General features: G+C 47.7%; 19 protein-coding genes. 15 read left to right on the top strand and 4 right to left on the bottom strand.

The genetic code is table 11. The features are described from left to right. The first annotated feature begins 83 nt into the window (after positions 1–83). The 9 genes from BHV83_RS12715 to miaA all read left to right on the top strand — a co-directional run bounded on the left by BHV83_RS12715 (position 84) and on the right by miaA (position 9,240). Positions 84–986, top strand: a complete 903-nt coding sequence (locus BHV83_RS12715; RefSeq protein ID WP_005646305.1) for a glucosaminidase domain-containing protein — start codon at positions 84–86, stop codon at positions 984–986. 44 nt (positions 987–1,030) lie between these two features. Beyond that, a complete protein-coding gene (locus tag BHV83_RS12710; RefSeq protein WP_005635935.1) occupies positions 1,031–2,203 on the top strand; it encodes an AIR synthase-related protein in 1,173 nt (390 codons plus the stop codon). Then, positions 2,196–3,305 (top strand): peptide chain release factor 1, encoded by a 1,110-nt coding sequence (prfA, locus tag BHV83_RS12705; RefSeq protein WP_005635933.1) that lies wholly within the window; start codon positions 2,196–2,198, stop codon positions 3,303–3,305. The genes BHV83_RS12710 and prfA overlap by 8 nt, the downstream gene beginning before the upstream one ends. Before the next feature lie 35 nt (positions 3,306–3,340). Next, complete coding sequence (pyrF, locus tag BHV83_RS12700) at positions 3,341–4,183, top strand: orotidine-5'-phosphate decarboxylase (protein WP_005635931.1); 843 nt, start codon at positions 3,341–3,343, stop codon at positions 4,181–4,183. An 89-nt stretch (positions 4,184–4,272) separates the two neighbouring features. Beyond that, on the top strand, positions 4,273–5,328 hold the full coding sequence (lpxD, locus tag BHV83_RS12695) for a UDP-3-O-(3-hydroxymyristoyl)glucosamine N-acyltransferase (RefSeq protein ID WP_122206154.1): 1,056 nt from the start codon (positions 4,273–4,275) through the stop codon (positions 5,326–5,328). Positions 5,329–5,367: 39 nt separating this feature from the next. Then, entirely contained in the window at positions 5,368–6,753 is a 1,386-nt protein-coding gene (locus tag BHV83_RS12690) for a bifunctional UDP-3-O-[3-hydroxymyristoyl] N-acetylglucosamine deacetylase/3-hydroxyacyl-ACP dehydratase (RefSeq protein ID WP_005635929.1), read from the top strand. Between the two features lie 96 nt (positions 6,754–6,849). Further along, on the top strand, positions 6,850–7,635 hold the full coding sequence (gene lpxA / locus BHV83_RS12685) for an acyl-ACP--UDP-N-acetylglucosamine O-acyltransferase (RefSeq protein WP_122206153.1): 786 nt from the start codon (positions 6,850–6,852) through the stop codon (positions 7,633–7,635). Between the two features lie 132 nt (positions 7,636–7,767). Continuing rightward, on the top strand, positions 7,768–8,328 hold the full coding sequence (locus BHV83_RS12680; protein WP_005635922.1) for an IS1096 element passenger TnpR family protein: 561 nt from the start codon (positions 7,768–7,770) through the stop codon (positions 8,326–8,328). A 3-nt stretch (positions 8,329–8,331) separates the two neighbouring features. Then, entirely contained in the window at positions 8,332–9,240 is a 909-nt protein-coding gene (gene miaA, locus BHV83_RS12675; RefSeq protein ID WP_005635920.1) for a tRNA (adenosine(37)-N6)-dimethylallyltransferase MiaA, read from the top strand. 80 nt (positions 9,241–9,320) lie between these two features. Here miaA and BHV83_RS12670 read toward each other — a convergent pair whose 3' ends face one another. Both BHV83_RS12670 and BHV83_RS12665 read right to left on the bottom strand, forming a co-directional pair. Further along, complete coding sequence (locus tag BHV83_RS12670) at positions 9,321–9,692, bottom strand: DMT family protein (RefSeq protein ID WP_005635919.1); 372 nt, start codon at positions 9,690–9,692, stop codon at positions 9,321–9,323. 8 nt (positions 9,693–9,700) lie between these two features. Beyond that, on the bottom strand, positions 9,701–10,456 hold the full coding sequence (locus BHV83_RS12665; protein WP_005635915.1) for a tRNA 2-thiocytidine biosynthesis TtcA family protein: 756 nt from the start codon (positions 10,454–10,456) through the stop codon (positions 9,701–9,703). A 150-nt stretch (positions 10,457–10,606) separates the two neighbouring features. Between BHV83_RS12665 and BHV83_RS12660 the strand changes: the two genes are divergently transcribed. The 4 genes from BHV83_RS12660 to BHV83_RS12645 all read left to right on the top strand — a co-directional run bounded on the left by BHV83_RS12660 (position 10,607) and on the right by BHV83_RS12645 (position 14,515). After that, positions 10,607–12,046, top strand: coding sequence for a tetratricopeptide repeat protein (locus BHV83_RS12660; RefSeq protein WP_046452363.1), 1,440 nt, complete (start codon positions 10,607–10,609; stop codon positions 12,044–12,046). A gap of 11 nt (positions 12,047–12,057) precedes the next feature. Further along, complete coding sequence (locus BHV83_RS12655) at positions 12,058–12,528, top strand: NfeD family protein (protein ID WP_005646290.1); 471 nt, start codon at positions 12,058–12,060, stop codon at positions 12,526–12,528. Between the two features lie 38 nt (positions 12,529–12,566). Continuing rightward, on the top strand, positions 12,567–13,559 hold the full coding sequence (gene floA / locus BHV83_RS12650) for a flotillin-like protein FloA (RefSeq protein ID WP_005635906.1): 993 nt from the start codon (positions 12,567–12,569) through the stop codon (positions 13,557–13,559). Between the two features lie 92 nt (positions 13,560–13,651). Beyond that, positions 13,652–14,515 carry a nucleoside phosphorylase gene (locus BHV83_RS12645; RefSeq protein WP_122206152.1) on the top strand — a complete coding sequence of 288 codons (864 nt, stop codon included), beginning with the start codon at positions 13,652–13,654 and terminating at the stop codon, positions 14,513–14,515. A gap of 80 nt (positions 14,516–14,595) precedes the next feature. On the opposite strand, the gene BHV83_RS12640 is transcribed toward BHV83_RS12645, so the two are convergent. After that, on the bottom strand, positions 14,596–15,336 hold the full coding sequence (locus BHV83_RS12640; RefSeq protein WP_005635903.1) for a nitroreductase family protein: 741 nt from the start codon (positions 15,334–15,336) through the stop codon (positions 14,596–14,598). A gap of 31 nt (positions 15,337–15,367) precedes the next feature. Then, a complete protein-coding gene (locus tag BHV83_RS12635; RefSeq protein ID WP_005635901.1) occupies positions 15,368–16,558 on the bottom strand; it encodes an AAA family ATPase in 1,191 nt (396 codons plus the stop codon). 113 nt (positions 16,559–16,671) lie between these two features. On the opposite strand from BHV83_RS12635, the gene BHV83_RS12630 reads away from it, so the two are divergent. Continuing rightward, entirely contained in the window at positions 16,672–17,793 is a 1,122-nt protein-coding gene (locus BHV83_RS12630) for a DUF362 domain-containing protein (RefSeq protein WP_122206151.1), read from the top strand. Positions 17,794–17,797: 4 nt separating this feature from the next. After that, positions 17,798–19,173: tRNA uridine-5-carboxymethylaminomethyl(34) synthesis GTPase MnmE (gene mnmE / locus BHV83_RS12625; RefSeq protein ID WP_286757584.1), on the top strand; the 1,376-nt coding region annotated here is incomplete at its 3' end.

Raw genomic sequence — 19,173 nt, 5'->3', positions numbered from 1 at the left:
CCCCCGCCACAAGACTATGACAATGATGTAAAACAAATTAATTATCTTTGCCGTTAAATATAATTACATACAACGAATCAGTCATGCGATTAACATTACGAATCCTTTCCCTGTTGTTGGTGCTGTCCGTTACCGGAACGGCACTCGGAGCCAGCCAACGGAAAGTGCCGGCATACGAAAAGTATATCAAACAATACAGCAGTTTAGCGATCCAGCATCAAAAAAAGTACCGTATCCCTGCAAGTATCACGCTTGCACAAGGGTTATTGGAGTCGGGAGCCGGGCGAAGCGAGCTGGCACGCAAATCGAACAACCACTTCGGCATCAAATGTCATTCCGACTGGAGGGGTGGGCGTGTCTATCACGACGATGACCTGCGCGGAGAATGTTTCCGCAAATATAAGAATCCGGAACAGTCTTACGAAGACCACGCCCGTTTTCTGGTCGACCGTCCCCGTTATGCCTCTCTGTTCAAACTGAAAATAACCGACTATAAAGGTTGGGCAAGAGGTTTGCAAAAATGCGGATACGCAACAGACCGAGCCTACGCCAACCGGCTGATCAAGCTGATCGAAGATTATGACCTGTACCGGTATGACACGGCAAAAGGCCGTAAAAAGTCAGACAAGCAACCGGCACACATCTCCCGCTATACAGTCTACCGTACAAACGGCCTGCTGTATGTCTATTCCAACGGCAAAGACAGCTTCGACGACATAGCCGCCAGTCTCGGCTTCCGGGTAAAAGACCTGAAGAAATACAACGAGGTGCCGGAAGATTTTCCGTTACAGAAAAATGACATCGTTTACCTGGAAAAGAAAAAGAAGAAAGCAGACAAGCCGAATTATGACCATGTCGTACAGGTAGGCGAATCCATGCACAGCATCGCACAGAAATACGGAATACAGATCAAGAGCTTATATAAGATGAATAAAAAGCACAAAGATTATATTCCGGAAGAAGGAGATGTGCTAAAACTTAGATAAGTAAGACAAAAAATAGTATCTTTGCAGACAAATTCACAAAAACAATGAGTGACCAACGTTATAATCTACGCGGTGTATCCGCTTCGAAAGAAGATGTTCACAACGCAATAAAGAACATCGACAAGGGAATCTTTCCCCAAGCATTCTGTAAGATCATTCCCGACATTCTGGGAGGCGATCCTGAATATTGCAACATCATGCATGCCGACGGAGCCGGAACCAAGTCATCTTTGGCTTATATGTACTGGAAAGAAACCGGAGACTTGTCCGTATGGAAAGGTATCGCGCAAGATGCTTTGATAATGAATATCGACGACCTGCTGTGCGTGGGCGCCGTAGATAACATATTGGTTTCCTCCACCATCGGACGCAACAAGCTGCTGATTCCGGGTGAAGTGATCTCCGCCATCATCAACGGGACTGACGAACTGCTGGCCGAACTTCGCGAAATGGGAGTCGGATGCTATGCTACAGGCGGCGAAACGGCCGATGTAGGCGACCTGGTCCGTACCATCATCGTCGACAGCACGGTTACCTGCCGCATGAAACGTGCCGACGTGATCGACAATGCGAACATCCGTCCGGGCGACGTGATCGTCGGGCTGGCTTCTTTCGGACAGGCCACTTACGAGAAAGAATATAACGGAGGCATGGGCAGCAACGGGCTAACCAGTGCGCGCCACGACGTTTTTGCCAAATACCTGGCAGAAAAATATCCGGAAAGCTTCGACAAGGCTGTCCCCGACGAACTGGTTTACAGCGGTGGCTTGAAGCTGACCGACCCTGTAGAGGGATCGCCGCTGAACGCAGGCAAGCTGGTGCTTTCTCCCACGCGGACCTATGCGCCGGTAGTCAAAAAACTATTGGATGCCTTGCGCCCGAATATCCATGGTATGGTACACTGCTCAGGCGGCGCACAGACCAAGGTAATGCACTTCATCGGAAACAATTGCCGTGTGGTCAAGGACAATATGTTCCCCGTTCCCCCACTGTTCAAGACGATCAAGGAACAGAGCGGTACGGCCTGGGACGAGATGTACAAAGTGTTCAATATGGGACATCGCCTGGAAGTCTACCTTTCTCCTGAGCATGCGGAAGAAGTGATTGCCATCAGCAAATCATTCAATATCGACGCACAAGTTGTCGGCCGTGTAGAAGAAAGCGACAAGAAGGAACTGATTATTAAAAGCGAGTTCGGTGAGTTCATATATGGCTGAGAATAACACGCTATTAGAGAAACTGGACGGATTGGTATCGCGCTTCGAAGAGGTATCGACACTCATCACGGACCCGAACGTCATCGCTGACCAGAAAAGATACGTCAAGCTCACGAAAGAATATAAGGAGCTGAACGAAATCATAAAAGCCCGTAAGGAATATATGCAATGTCTCAACGGCTTGGAAGAGGCCCGCCTGATGATGGCCGAAACCGATCCGGAGATGAGAGAAATAGCCCGCGAAGAAGCGGCTGCCTGCGAAGCGCGCATTCCGGAACTGGAAGAGGAGATCAAGCTGCTCCTCGTACCGGCCGACCCGCAGGACGACAAAAACGCCATTGTCGAAATACGTGGCGGAACGGGCGGTGACGAAGCCGCACTCTTTGCCGGAGACCTGTATCGCATGTACGTGAAGTATTGCGAGATGAAAGGCTGGAAAGTGGCCCTGTCCAGTTGTAGTGAAGGAGCGGCCGGCGGTTTCAAGGAAATCATCTTTACCGTGAGCGGAGAAAAGGTGTACGGGACCCTTAAATACGAATCGGGGGTACATCGCGTACAACGCGTGCCGGCTACCGAAACACAAGGACGCGTGCATACATCGGCAGCAACCGTTGCCGTCCTCCCCGAAGCAGACGAATTTGACGTGGAAATCAACGAAGGCGAAATCAAATGGGACACGTTCCGTTCGGGTGGAGCCGGAGGGCAGAACGTAAACAAGGTCGAGTCAGGCGTCCGCCTGCGCTATGTCTGGAAGAACCCGAATACAGGCGTAAGCGAAGAAATCCTGATCGAATGTACCGAAACGCGCGACCAGCCGAAGAACAAGGAACGCGCCCTCACGCGCCTGCGTTCGTTTATATATGACAAGGAACACCAGAAATATCTGGATGACATTGCTAACAAACGTAAGACGATGGTTTCCACCGGCGACCGCTCGGCGAAGATCCGTACCTACAATTATCCGCAGGGACGCATCACCGACCATCGCATCAACTACACGATTTATAATCTTTCAGCCTTTATGGATGGGGATATACAAGGATGCCTCGATCAACTGATCGTGGCCGAGAACGCTGAACGACTGAAAGAGTCTGAACTATAACATCATTTTTAGACTAATTTTTTACACGTAACAACATGAACAAGCAGCAATTATTCGAAAACATCAAGAAGAAGCAGTCCTTCCTTTGCGTGGGGCTCGATACAGATATAAAGAAGATCCCGCAGCATCTATTGTCAGAAGAAGATCCGATCTTCGCATTCAACAAAGCGATTATCGACGCGACAGCCGATTACTGCGTGGCTTATAAACCGAACCTGGCCTTCTATGAAAGTTTAGGCGTAAAAGGGATGCTGTCGTTCGAAAAGACTGTCGCTTACTTGCGTGAAAACTATCCCGACCAGTTTATCATTGCAGATGCAAAGCGCGGGGACATCGGAAACACTTCCGAAATGTATGCACGTTCTTTCTTCGACCATATCAAGGTGGATGCCGTAACGGTCGCTCCGTATATGGGTGAAGACAGCGTGAAACCGTTCCTGATCTATCAGGAAGCCTGGGTGATCCTGCTGGCACTGACCTCCAACAAAGGCTCGCACGATTTCCAGTTGACGGAAGATGCCAACGGCGAACGGCTGTTCGAAAAGGTATTGAAAAAGTCGCAGGATTGGGCTACAGACGAACAGATGATGTATGTGGTAGGCGCTACCCAGGGAAAAATGTTCCTGGATATCCGCAAACACGCTCCCAACCACTTCCTGCTGGTTCCGGGCGTAGGCGCACAGGGCGGAAGCCTCGCCGAAGTGGCTCAGTACGGCATGAACGACCAGTGCGGATTACTGGTAAACTCTTCCCGTGCTATCATATATGCAGACAAAACGGAGAATTTTGCCGCCGCAGCGCGTGAAGCAGCCCAAGCCGTACAACGCGAAATGGCAGGATATCTGCATGATAAAGGAATTATTCCCTGTAAAGCATAGGCTATCCCAATAATTTTCACCATTTTTGCAAACTGCCTTGAAGCAAGTCCGGGCAGTTGCATTTGAAATACATATAATAAGATTAAGTAATGGAGTTTTCAGCCCAACAAATAGCGAGCGTTTTAGGTGGAACCGTCGAAGGCGATCCTGAAGTGAAAGTCAACAACTTCTCAAAGATAGAAGAAGGTAAACCGGGGACATTGACCTTTCTGGCAAACCCCAAATATGAACATTTTATCTACCAAACTGAAGCAAGCATTGTTTTAGTAAACAATGATTTCACTCCCGCCGAACCGGTAAAAGCCACATTGGTCAAGGTTGCCAATGCTTATGCTTCGCTCGCCATACTGTTGAATATGGTGGAACAGGCCAATGTCAAAAAAGCGGGTATAGACGCTACGGCGTTCATCGCCGGTTCGGCAACGGTCGGCGAAGGATGTTATGTCGGCAACTTCGCCTACATCGGCGAAGACGTGAAGATCGGCAAGAACAGCCGCATTTATCCGCACGCTTATATCGGCGACCATGTGACCATTGGCGATAACTGTACGGTCTATCCGCACGCGACCATCTACAACGGCTGCGTAATCGGCAACAACTGCATTCTGCATGCCGGAAGCGTGATCGGGTCGGACGGTTTCGGTTTCGCTCCAGAAGGCGATAACTACAAGAAGATCCCCCAGTTGGGTAATGTCGTACTGGAAGACGATGTCGAAATCGGGGCCAATACCACGATAGACCGTGCCGTTATGGACTCGACCATCATCCGTCGGGGTGTCAAACTGGACAATCTGGTACAAATTGCTCACAACGTGGAAGTCGGCGAAAACACGGTCATGGCAGCCCAGGTGGGCATTGCGGGTTCCGTAAAGATCGGCAGCCATTGCATGTTCGGAGGCCAAGCCGGGTTATCCGGACATATCCATGTGGCGGACCATGTGGTATTCGGTGCACAATGCGGCGTGATCAGCGATGTAAAAGAACCGGCAACCCTGTTAGGTGCTCCGGCTATCAACGCAAAGGCGTTTATGCGTTCCAGCGCAATCTTCAACCGCCTGCCGGATATGTATCGCCAGATGGGACAGATGCAACGTGAGATAGAACGACTAAAATCGGCTATTGACAATGCGCACAATGGCCAATGAACAAATCATAAATTATAAATCATAAATCATATAGATCGTATGCAGAAACAGAAGACGCTTGCCACGAGTTTCTCTATGCAAGGAAAAGGGTTGCATACAGGCTTGGATATCCAGATTACTTTCCACCCTGCACCCGAAAATCATGGATATAAAATCAAACGTGTTGACCTGGAAGGAGAACCTGTAATCGATGCCGTTGCTGAAAACGTAGCCGGGACCCAGAGAGGAACCGTACTTTCCAAAAACGGAATCCAAGTAAGCACCATTGAACATGCGATGGCAGCTTTATATGCCTACGAAATAGATAACTGCCTGATAGAGGTGAATGCACCCGAATTCCCGATTCTCGACGGCAGTTCCCGTTTTTTCAGTGAAGAGATTCAGAAAGCCGGTGTCGTGGAGCAAAACGCACCGAAAGATTACTATATCGTAAAGCATAAGATCGAAGTCAAGGATGAAGAAACTGGTTCTTCCCTCATTATCCTGCCGGACGACAAGTTTAGCGTCAATGTTTTGATTTCCTTCAATTCGTCTGTGCTTTCCAACCAGTTCGCCACGCTGAACGACCTGAGTGAATTCCCGACAGAATTGGCTGCTTCCCGCACATTCGTGTTTGTCCGCGAAGTAGAGATGTTGTTGCAGAATAACCTGATCAAAGGTGGTGACCTCGACAATGCGATCGTCATCTATGACCAAAAAGTATCGCAGGAGGTGCTCGACAATCTTGCCGACAAGCTGTCTATCCCGCATAAGGACGTACAAGACCTGGGCTACATCAACAATAAACCGCTGGTATTCGACAACGAGCCGGCACGCCACAAGCTGATCGATGTGATCGGTGACCTGGCATTGATCGGCAAACCGATCCGGGGCCGCGTAATCGCTACCCGTCCGGGACATAAGATCAACAACCAGTTGGCACGCATGATCCGCAAGGACATCAAACAGAACGAAGTTCAGGCTCCCGTCTATGATCCGAACAGCACTCCGGTAATGGATATCAACCGTATCCGCGAACTGCTCCCGCATCGTTACCCGTTCCTGTTGGTTGACAAGATCATCGAAATCGGCGGTAACTATATCGTAGGTGTGAAAAACATCACGAGCAACGAACCTTTCTTTACAGGTCATTTTCCCCAGGAACCGGTTATGCCGGGCGTACTGCAAGTTGAAGCGATGGCCCAGACCGGTGGATTGCTCGTTCTGAATTCGGTAGACGAACCGGAACGCTATTCCACTTATTTCATGAAGATCGACGGCGTTAAGTTCCGCCAGAAAGTCGTTCCGGGCGATACGCTGATCCTCCGTTTGGAGTTGCTGGCTCCCATCCGTCGTGGTATTTCAACCATGAAAGGATATGTATTCGTAGGCGATAAGCTCGTTAGCGAAGCCGAATTTATGGCACAAATCGTAAAGAATAAATAAATCAATGATTTATGATTTCAGATGTATGACTTATGGTAACGACATGATACGATAAACCATACATCTGAAATCATAAATAATAAATCATAAATCATTATGAACATATCCCCTTTAGCAGTCGTTCATCCCGAAGCTAAAATCGGTCAGAATACAACAGTCGACCCTTTCGCTGTAATCGAAAAAGATGTCGTGATCGGTGACAACTGTCGTATCTATTCGCACGCGACTATTTTAGACGGTGCCCGGATCGGCAATAATTGCCAGATATTTCCCGGAGCCGTTATTGCCGGTATCCCTCAAGACCTGAAATTTAAAGGAGAAATTACAACTGCCGAAATCGGAAACAACACCATTCTCCGCGAATGCGTGACCGTCAATCGCGGAACAGCCTCCAAAGGCAAAACCGTTGTCGGCAACAATTGCCTGATTATGGCCTATTCCCATATTGCCCATGATTGCTTGCTGAAAGATAATATCATTATCGGCAATGCTTCACAGATAGCCGGAGAAGTAGAGATCGACGACTTCGCCATCGTTAGCGGTGGTAGCCTGGTTCACCAGTTCTCCCGTATATCCAAGCACGTCATGATACAAGGCGGTTCCCGGATCGGCAAAGATATTCCTCCTTATACCCTGATCGGACGTGATCCGATCGTGTACTGTGGTATCAATATCGTAGGATTACGCCGTCGCGGATTTACCAACAGCCAAGTATTCTTGATCCAAGATATCTACCGTACGCTTTATACACGCGGCCTCAACAATACGGAAGCCCTGAAAGCCATCGAAACCGAATACGAACCTAGTGAAGAACGGGATCTGATTCTGAACTTCATCAAATCATCCCAGCGCGGTATCGTCAGAGGTTCGATCGATGAATAAATAATATGCCAATTTGAAAATGTGCCAATGTACCAATGAAAGAATGAATTTTATGGGGTATATTGGCACATTATTTTATTGCCACATTGTTTTTTTTACTACTTTTGAACCAACAAAAAACTAATAACGACTATGGTATTTAGATTTTTAATTCTATCAGATGAAGTTGACGACTTCAAACGTGAGATCAAGATCGACTCAGAAGCAACATTTCTGGATTTGTACAATGCCATTATGGATTCTGTAGGGTATACAAAAGACCAGATGTGTTCTTTCTTCATCTGTGATGATGACTGGAGCAAGAATACGGAAATCACATTGGTTGAAATGGATACTTCTTCCGAAGTAGACAATTATATAATGGAAGATACACGTCTGGAAGAGCTTCTGGAAGACGAACACCAGAAGTTGCTTTTTGTCTTCGATTATATGACTGAACGCGCTTTCTTCATGGAACTCCGTGAAATCATCCCAGGCAAAGATCTGGACAAAGCCGTATGCAGCAAATCTATCGGCGAAGCACCTGTTCAGATCATGTCGTTCGACGAAATGGACGCCAAAACAGGTAACACCGAAATAGGTGAAGATTTCTACGGCGATTCCGAATACGATATCGACGAACTCGATAAAGAAGGTTTCGACGGGCTTGGCGACGGACCGATGGATAACCCATACGACGACGAGCGCTTTTGATTAATGAACTCTCTTGTCATATTATTGGGGCCGACAGGAGTCGGCAAGACAGAACTGAGTCTGCGTGTAGCAGAGCATTTCGGTTCTCCGATCATTTCTTCCGACTCCCGTCAGCTTTACAAAGACCTTCCGATAGGCACAGCCGCTCCTACGGTTGAACAGATGGCACGTGTACGCCATTATATGGTCGGCACATTGTCACTCACCGATTATTACAGCGCAAGCAGTTTCGAGGAAGATGTGATGTCTCTACTCAGGGAACTCCACCAGACACATCCGACTGTCGTTATGACAGGTGGTAGCATGATGTATATCGATGCCGTCACAAAAGGGATCGACGATATCCCCACCGTCACCCCCGAAATCCGAACCGCCATCTACAAGCAATTTGAAGAAGAGGGTCTCTCCCCTATCCTTGCCGAGTTAAAGGAAACAGACCCTATACATTATAATGAAGTAGATAGAAACAACTACAAACGCGTAATCCATGCCGTTGAAATCTGCCGCATGACCGGCAAACCCTATTCCTCCTTCCGTACCAACACCCGAAAAGAACGGCCGTTCCGGATCATCCAGATAGGACTTACCCGCGACCGTGAAGAACTTTACGATCGCATCAACCGCCGCGTAGACCAAATGATGGCCGACGGCATGCTGGAAGAAGCACGCCGCGTTTATCCTTTCCGCAAATTGAACTCCCTCAACACTGTCGGCTACAAAGAGCTGTTCAAATACCTGGATGGCGAATGGACATTAGATTTCGCCATTGAAAAGATAAAACGCAACTCTCGTGTTTACGCTCGCAAACAAATGACCTGGTTCAAACGGGATACCGACATCCGATGGTTCCATCCGGATGAAAAGGAGGCGATACTGTGCTATTTAGACGCCACCCTCAACACCCGCTTGTGACACAGGACGTTTTTTACCCTATCACTAATCCCAAACTTCTCTATCACTGTCTCGTCCTGATTTGAAGTGATACTAAAATCTTATTTCTTAAACACAAGATAAACTGCCGCCACCAGAAACAGGAAAGCCAGCGCATGGTTCCACTTAAACGATTCGCCTTTGAAGGCAATCGAACTAAAACCGACAAAGACAACCAGCGTAATCACCTCCTGGATCACCTTCAATTGGATCAGGTTAAAAGGCCCGCCATTATCACGGAAACCCATCCGGTTTGCCGGGACTTGAAAACAATATTCAAAAAACGCTAAAAACCAGCTGAACAAGACAACACCGATCAACGGCAGATGCTCGAACCAACTGAACTGCTGCTTCATCTTCAAATGTCCGTACCAAGCACACGTCATAAAGATATTGGATGCGACCAATAACAGAATAGTATAAAATCCTTGCATGAGATGATTTATGATTTATGATTTATGATTTTAGGAAGATAGTCCTCCTGAATATTCGACATACTGCTCCAAAGGCTATAGCGCGCCTCAGGGTTGATCGCCTCTAGACGCGACAGTACCTCCTTCATATCCGAACGGCTGGAGCCGGATTCGTACGGGCAATTCTTGATCTGTTTCCGATATCCTCTCCACACAGCAATCCGGGTCAAATCTTTCTCCTCCACCAGACACATGGGGCGGATAATCTCCATATCGAACTTATCCATCTTTAGGCGCGGTGGCATCGTTCCGATCGCTCCCTGGTGGATCATGTTCATCAGAAGGGTTTCGAGAATATCGTCCTGATGATGCCCGAGGGCAATCTTGTTGCAACCATGCCTCTTTGCAATATCGAACAAGGCTTTCCGCCGCGTCCAAGAACAAAGGAAACAAGGAGACTTGCGGGTATCGGTCGAAGCGTCGAAGCTCGTCTCATGCACGAAAAAGGAAAGGCCGTGCTCATCTGCCCGGCTTTTCAGGTAGTCAATATCCGAACGATAAGGGATATTTGACATCACGATATGCGTCACGATCACCTCGAACCGAGGCCGGAATATCTTGGAACGGCGTCCGAGCAAGTCCACCAACGCCAACGAATCTTTTCCCCCCGACAATCCGATCAATATACGGTCACCATCCACAATCAGACCATATTCGAATATCGCCTTCTTGACTTTCTCTTCTACTTTACGAAACAGGAGTTCCTCTTCTGTCAACTTTGCCATACTTTATTAATTAAGAATTAAAAATTAAGAATAAAAAAATAAGGGTTTTGATTCTTGATTTTAATTCCTATTTTTGTAATCGGACACAAAAGTAATGATTTTAGATTTATGGATTATAAATCTAAAATCAAAATCATAAATCATAAATCAATGAATTGGTTATCTAATAAACTGTTTTACACAATAGGAATCACGTTACTCTGCGGCGGGCTGCACGCACAAAGTCTGGCTGAAGCAAAAAAATTATACAATGAAGGTAAGTACGCGGAAGCCAAACCTGCCTTTGAAAAGCTGGTCAAACAAGCGCCAAGCAATTCCTCCTATAATCATTGGTATGGTGTCTGCTGCTACGAGACCGGTGATCTGACCGGTGCGGAAAAGCATTTGAAAGTAGCTGTCAAACGCAAAGTACAAGAAGCATACCGTTATATGTCCGAAGTCTACTACAAGACCTATCGTTTCGACGAAGCCGGAGAAATGCTGGAAGAATATATCAACCTGCTGGCAAAGAAAAAGCAGGATCCGCAATCGTTCGAAACCAAGCTCGACTTGGCAAACAATGCACAACGCATGATGGAAAAGGTGGAAGATGTTCAGATCATAGATAGCTTGGTCGTGGACAAAGACGATTTCCTTTCCGCCTATATCCTAAGCGAAGAAAGCGGCACACTTGATTCCTACAAAGATTTTTTCCAGACAAACGAGCCAGTGAGCTCGACCGTCTACAAGAACCAGAAAGGCGACAAGATTTACTATGCTCATTCGACAGACGGCGACCGTTATTGCCTTTTTACCCAGTCCATGCTTATGGACGAATGGGGGGACGAGAAACAATTACCGATGAACATCAACAGCAATGACGATGACAACTACCCGTTCGTCCTTTCCGATGGCGCCACGATCTATTATTCTTCCAAAGGGAACGGTTCGATTGGCGGTTATGACCTCTTCGTCACCCGCTACAACATCAATTCCGACACTTATCTGGCTCCAGAGCAGTTGGGCATGCCGTTCAATTCGCCCTACAATGATTATATGATGGTCTTCGATGAAGTGAAAGGATTGGGATGGTTTGTATCCGATCGTTTCCAGCCGGAAGGAAAAGCCTGTGTCTATCTCTTCATCCCGAATCCAGAGCATAAACGGGTGGAGAGCGAAGACATAGAAGTGAAACGCGCCCGTGCAGCGATCACTGCTATCCGAGATTCCTGGAAAGAAAGTTCCGACTATGCCGACCTGATTCGTCTGTCGCACACAGAAATACCTTATGGAGAGAAAAAGATCGAAAAGGATTTTGAATTTATCATCGGTAATAATATTGTCTATTACAAACTGGATGACATCAATAGCCCCGAAGCTAAGGGCTACTACGAAAAGGTGGTTGCCTTGAACAAACAGATCAAAGAGCTGAATGAAAAACTCGACGGCCTGCGCGTCTCTTACGCCGAAGGCAACAAGGCCCGCAAAGAGCAACTGAAGCCAACCATCCTGCAAGCAGAAGAGCAACTGAACGCCTTGTTGGAACAGCCCGGCGAGTTGGAGAAGAAAGCTCGTAATGCCGAAATCAATTATCTGAAAAACAAACGATAAAACAAGTCTCTATGATATTCGAAACGCTTATTATCGCCTTCCTAATGGTTGTAGCCATTGTGCTTATCCTGCTGGAAATATTTATGTTACCGGGTATCACAGTTGCCGGTGTCGGAGGATTCCTTTTTGCTGCCGGTGGCCTGTTCTATGCCTATTCGGTCAGTACGCCGGTGGGAAATGTAACGTTGGCGATATCATTGCTTGTGTTCGCGGCCTCTTTCGTCTGGTTGTTGCGTTCCAAATCCTTCAACCGGGTGGCTTTGAAAACCGACATCGATTCCAAGCTGGTATCCAGCCGCGACTTGGGAATCGTGCCGGGCGACGAAGGGTTGACACTTTCACGCCTCGCCCCAATCGGGAAGGCCCGCATTAACGGGATCACCGTAGAAGCCAAATCGATGGACGAGCTGATTGATGAAAACACGCCGGTCGAGGTAATACGCGTCGATGGCTACAATGTAATCGTGAAAATTAAAAATTGAAAAATAAATCATAATTCATAAATCATAATTCTACTCACATGGAAATGACCTTTGTACCCCTCGCCCTTTTGGGAGCAGCGATATTGCTGCTGGTAATTTTCTTTTATTATGTGCCGTTCCTTCTGTGGATCTCGGCAAAAGTTTCAGGTGTCAACATCTCACTGATACAGCTCTTCCTGATGCGTATCCGTAACGTGCCGCCTTATGTCATCACCCGCGCCATGATCGAAGCCCACAAAGCAGGTCTGAAAACGCTAACCCGTGACGAACTGGAAGCACACTACCTGGCAGGCGGACATGTCGAAAAGGTTGTCCATGCCCTCGTTTCCGCATCGAAAGCGAATATTGACCTTCCTTTCCAGATGGCAACCGCTATCGACCTGGCAGGACGTGATGTATTTGAAGCCGTGCAAATGTCGGTCAACCCGAAAGTCATCGACACACCTCCCGTTACAGCCGTCGCTAAAGACGGTATCCAGCTGATCGCCAAAGCACGTGTGACGGTTCGTGCCAACATCAAGCAATTAGTCGGAGGTGCCGGCGAAGAAACGATTCTGGCCCGTGTCGGCGAAGGTATCGTATCCTCTATCGGTTCATCTGAAAATCATAAAAGCGTGCTGGAAAATCCGGATTCCATCTCCAAGCTGGTTCTCCGCAAAGGTCTGGATGCAGGGACTGCATTTGAAATCTTGTCCATCGACATCGCTGATATCGACATAGGCAAGAACATCGGAGCTTATCTGCAAATGGACCAGGCTCAAGCCGACAAGAATATCGCCCAGGCAAAAGCTGAAGAACGCCGTGCCATGGCCGTTGCCGTCGAACAGGAGATGAAAGCCAAAGCACAGGAAGCCCGTGCGAAGGTTATCGAAGCCGAAGCCGAAGTTCCCAAGGCCATGGCTGAAGCTTTCCGTAATGGCAATTTGGGTATCATGGACTATTATAAGATGAAGAATATCGAAGCAGATACCAGCATGCGTGAGGCAATCGCCAAACCGTCAAATGCACCTTCGAAACCATTAAAAGACTAACAAGGATTTATGATTTCAGATTTATGATTTATCATCAACACATAAATCATAAATCTGAAATCATAAACCTGAAATCATAAACCTAAAATCAAATGATCGCACCTTCCGAACTTATCATTAATCCCGATGGCAGTTGCTTTCACCTGCATCTGAAACCGGAACAGCTCGCCGACAAGATCATCATGGTCGGCGACCCCGATCGCGTAAACACCGTCGCTTCCTACTTCGATACGAAAGAATGTGAAGTGTCGAGCCGTGAATTCCATACCATCACCGGCACTTACAAAGGGAAGCGCATCACAACACTTTCACACGGCATCGGAACCGACAATATCGACATCGTCCTGAATGAACTGGACGCTTTGGCAAACATCGACTTTGCTTCTCGTACCATCAAACCGATATTTCGGCAACTGACAATGGTACGTGTCGGCACTTCAGGAGGATTGCAACCGTTTGTTCCTGTCGGGACCTATGTGGCAGCAGGAAAATCAATCGGGTTCGACGGAGTTCTGTATTTTTATGCCGACTCCGAGAAAGTGCGCGACAAGGCTTTCGAATCAGAACTGATGAGACAATTGAAATGGAAGCTAAGCGGTATCCAGCCCTATGTCGTTTCCGCCGATCCATCCCTGGTCAAGCAGATCACACAAGACGATATTATCCGGGGAGTAACGATTGCAGCCAACGGCTTCTACGGTCCGCAAGGCCGCAAGCTCCGCTTGCCGCTCGCCGATCCGGAACTGAACCGTAAAATAGAAGCTTTCGAGTTCAACGATAGCCGGATTACCAACTTCGAAATGGAAAGTTCGTCCCTCGCCGGACTGTCCGCCTTGATGGGACATCGTGCCATGACCGTGTGCTGCATCATTGCCGGTCGGGTAGCCCAAGACATGAATACCGAATACAAAGGTTCCATGACCGGCCTGATCGAAACGGTATTGGACCGGATCTAAAAGAAAGCTATGCATTACAGTTGCTAACCCTATGGGTTACGCAGGTTAAAGCATAGGGTTAGCAACCACAACGCATAGGGTTACAAAAAGCCTTGCCCTTTCAAGACTTTCAATAATACGTCGGAGAAATATTCATTGTTGGCCTTCGTATAACGTACATCCGTAAATACCTGGGCCAATGTTTTCTTATCATTCTCCCGTACAAATTGTTTATTTACTTCCAACTCTTCCTTATCGTGGTATAAGGCATCGATAGAAGCTGACGTATAATCCGTATAAACCTCCTGGTGAACCACCGCTCCGAGTGGCAAGCGTTCCACCTGTTCAGGCATTCCGTCGGGATAGCCGACCGTGACTGTCACGATAGGGACAACCAAGCGTGGAAGCGACAAGGCATCGATAATCTTATCTGCGTTATAAGCCGTCGTTCCCAAATAGCAGATTCCCAATCCTTTTTCCTCTGCTGCCGTACAGAAACTTTGGGCAAACAGCATCGCATCGATAGTCGAAGCGATAAAAGTCTGGAAATTATCGAAACCGGCCACTGCATCGCGCAGCTCCGCCCATTTTACAAAACGGTTAGCATCGGCACAGAAGGTGAGCACGACCGGAGCCGCCGTAATCATCGGCTGATTGAAATGGGCAGGAGCCAACTTTTCCTTATTTGCCTTATCGCGGGTAATGACCACACTATACAGTTGCATATTCCCCGTATTGGATGCACGGGCAGCAACCTCCAGCAATTCATTCAACAAAGCATCCGGAATGTCCTGAGTCGTATATTTACGGATCGTCCGTCTGTTTTTCATATTTTCCAACATAGCTTACATATTTAGTTGATGACAAAATCAATCAATAACAAAGACCGAGTGCCCAGACAGGTATTTTGTTTCCTACACTTTTAGGCTGTCCGTGTATAGCGGCAAACGCATTTTCCACATTCTTGATACGCTCATAATCCATCAACGGATCACCGATCATGAACGTGTACTTTTCATTCACACGATAATCTCCATTATGCAAAAGCTCCACAGTCCCGCAATTAGACATCTGATCGACGAAAAACGTCTCACCCACGTAAACCCGCTCCATCTCCCGGAAAAGACTTGCCATCAGATTCGTGTTCGCCAGGAAAGAGCGATACGAACGGGCCAGCGTGCCGTCTTCTTTTCTGACTTGTAGAATGCGGAGCACCCCTATCTCTTTTATATAACCCAATAACCGGTGTATATGTGTATTATCCGCCTCATATTTGGATGTCAAAGCCTGCATGCGGGGAAATTCCGGAGCTTCTTGGGCAAGTTGAATCAGCAATTGTTTCATCTTCCGGAACATGGCATTATTCATCTGTCGAATGGCGGGAAGGTCCACATCGATCGAATCTCGCACCAAATCCTGCAAACGGAAGTTGAAGGCATCCGGATCTTCCCAATAAAAAGGATAGCAACCATGTTCCAGATAATTCCGGAAAATGGGGACTATGTTTACTTCATCCATCACCTGTTGCGTCACTTCCGCATGGTTAAGCAAAAGTTCGTCCAATGGGACCGGTTTGAGATCTAGCGCACCTTCATAGGACAAATATTCACGGAACGACATGGTATGCAACGTATACCAATCGCCTTTCCCGTCAAAAGGCATCTCCGTCTTCTCTCCTTCAACCAGCAAAGGTGCAGCAAACACTATCTGCATATCAGGATAATCGTCGTGTAAACACTCTATCGCCTGTACCCAGCTACCATATCGATGGACATTATCTAGAAAAAGATGCCTGCCCCCCTCTTCATAAAATTGCCTGACCGTTTCGGACAACATGCACCGTTCCTGAAACCATATATTATCGAGAGGCAAATACAGGGCTTCATGAGAATCGCCATAAGCCAATTTGATACGCTGCAACAAAAGCGTTGTTTTTCCCACCCCTTTCGCTCCAAAGATACCGATCAGCCTCCTGTCCCACTTGACCTGTCGGGATAAGTAACGCTGGAAACCCAGATTTACGCCTTTAAGTAACTGCTCATGGTTTAACCAAAACATGTCCATAGTATAACTGATTTGACACAAAAATAATATATAAAAGCCAATCTACAAAACCAACAACTTACAGGAAGAATAGTTTTTTTCGTACCTTTGTCCCTATAAAAACCAATAAACAAATGGAAACGTCTAAAGTTTACTTTACCAATCTCCGTACGACCCCGTCCAGTAACTTGTTGGACAAGATGGAACGTCTCGTAAAACGTGCGGGCATAGCAAACATTGATTTCCAGAATCAGTTTGTAGCGATCAAGATCCACTTCGGCGAACCTGGTAACCTGGCCTTTATCCGGCCAAACTATGCAGCCCGGATGGCCACGTTGCTTCGCAACTTAGGGGCGAAGCCTTTCCTGACAGATTGCAACACCTTGTACTCTGGCCGTCGCGCCAATGCAGTAGACCATCTGGAAAGTGCTATGGAAAACGGTTTCAACCCCATTTCCGCCAAATGCGATGTGATTATCGCCGACGGCCTGAAAGGGACCGAATACCGTGAAATCGAAATCGACGGTGAATATTGTAAAGCTCCCAAAATCGGTTCCGCTATTGCCGATGCAGATATCATTATTTCTATGAACCACTTCAAAGGACACGAGCAGACCGGATTCGGCGGCGCTTTGAAGAACCTCGGCATGGGATGCGCCAGCGTAGGTGGAAAACTTGAACTTCACTCGGCATCGCAACCCAGAATCGACATCGAAAGTTGCAAGGGTTGCAATATATGCGTCAAGCATTGCCGCCACGATGCCATTCATTTGAATGCTTTCCATAAAGCAGAAATCGACTACGGAAAATGTGTCGGTTGTGGCCAGTGCGTAGCTCTTTGCCAATACGACGGAGCCGTCATAGGTGAAGGCGACACGTCTGAACGTTTAAACTACAAGATCGCCGAATATACCAAAGCTGTCTTGTCCGGCAAGCCGAATTTCCACATCAGCTTTATCATGAATGTCTCACCTGAATGTGATTGTTGGAACCACAATGATGCAGCAATTGTGCCAGATCTGGGCATCGCCGCTTCTTTTGATCCGGTCGCATTAGACAAGGCTTGTGCCGATATGGTGATCAAGGCCCCGATCCTGGAGACTGGTAACCGCCTTTCAGACGCTCCGCATCACGAACATCTGGAAGGTTGCGACAAATTCCACCTCATGCACCCCGACACGAACTGGCAAGCAGGACTGGAACATGCTGAAAAGATTGGTCTTGGAACACAGAAATATGAATTAATAACTGTATAGACTAATGGAAGATACTATCTGCGCCGTATCAACTGCCCCCGGAGCCGGGGGGATTGCCGTCATCCGCATCTCCGGACCGGAAGCAATCGCAATCTGCAACACGATATTCGTACCGCGTACAGCAGGAAAAGGCCTGCTGTCACAGAAAGCCTATACACTGCGTTACGGTAGTATCAGGCGTGGTGAAGAGCTCATAGACGAGGTGCTGATCGCCCTTTTCCGCGCACCTCATTCTTTTACCGGCGAAGACACGGTAGAAATTACCTGCCACGGTTCCGTCTACATCCAGCAACAAATCATGCAACTTTTGATTGAAAGAGGTTGCCGCTCCGCCCTCCCCGGCGAATATACGCAACGTGCTTTCATGAACGGCAAGATGGACCTGAGCCAAGCCGAGGCGGTCGCTGACTTGATCGCCTCGACCTCAGCCGGTCAACACCGCTTGGCATTAAACCAGATGCGCGGTGGTTTCAGCCATGAATTAAAGAACTTGCGCGAACAACTTTTGCATATCACTTCTTTGATGGAACTGGAACTGGATTTCAGCGACCACGAGGAGTTGGAGTTCGCCGACCGTAGCGAACTCAGCACATTGGCGGCCCATATCGAAACAGTCATATCGCGTCTGGCCAACTCTTTCAGTGTAGGAAACGCGATCAAGAATGGCATTCCTGTAGCGATCATAGGTGAGACAAATGCCGGAAAATCGACTCTACTGAACGTCCTGCTGAATGAAGACAAAGCGATTGTCAGCGACATCCACGGTACAACCCGTGACGTCATCGAAGACACGATCAACATCGGAGGGATCACTTTCCGTTTCATCGACACCGCCGGCATCCGCGAAACGCACGATGCGATCGAAAGTATCGGTATCGAACGGACTTTCCAGAAGCTTGACCAAGCAGACATTGTCCTTTGGATGATAGATGCAGCCGATGCTTCTTTGCAGATCGCCCAATTATCCGAAAAGATACTACCTCGCTCGGAAGGTAAACAGCTGATCCTCGTTTTCAACAAAGCCGACCTGCTCACCGATCGCCAGTTTAAACCGACCGACCTTCCCGAAAACGTGCAATCGATCTTCATCTCGGCTAAGAAAAGAGAGCATATCGACAAGTTGCAGGATCTTCTGATCCAAGCTGCTCATATTCCCTCTTTGTCCTCAAACGACGTCATCGTCACTAATATCCGTCATTACGAAGCCCTAACCCACGCCCTCGAATCCATCCACCGTGTCCAGGAAGGTTTATCCGCCAATCTTTCCGGAGATTTCATCTCCCAAGACTTAAGAGAATGTATCTTCCACCTCTCAGATATCGTCGGAGAAGTCACTACAGACCAGGTATTGGGGAATATATTTGAGAGGTTTTGCATCGG

Source organism: Parabacteroides sp. merdae-related_45_40 (assembly GCF_001915675.1).
This window is presented reverse-complemented; position numbering and strand designations above follow the sequence as displayed.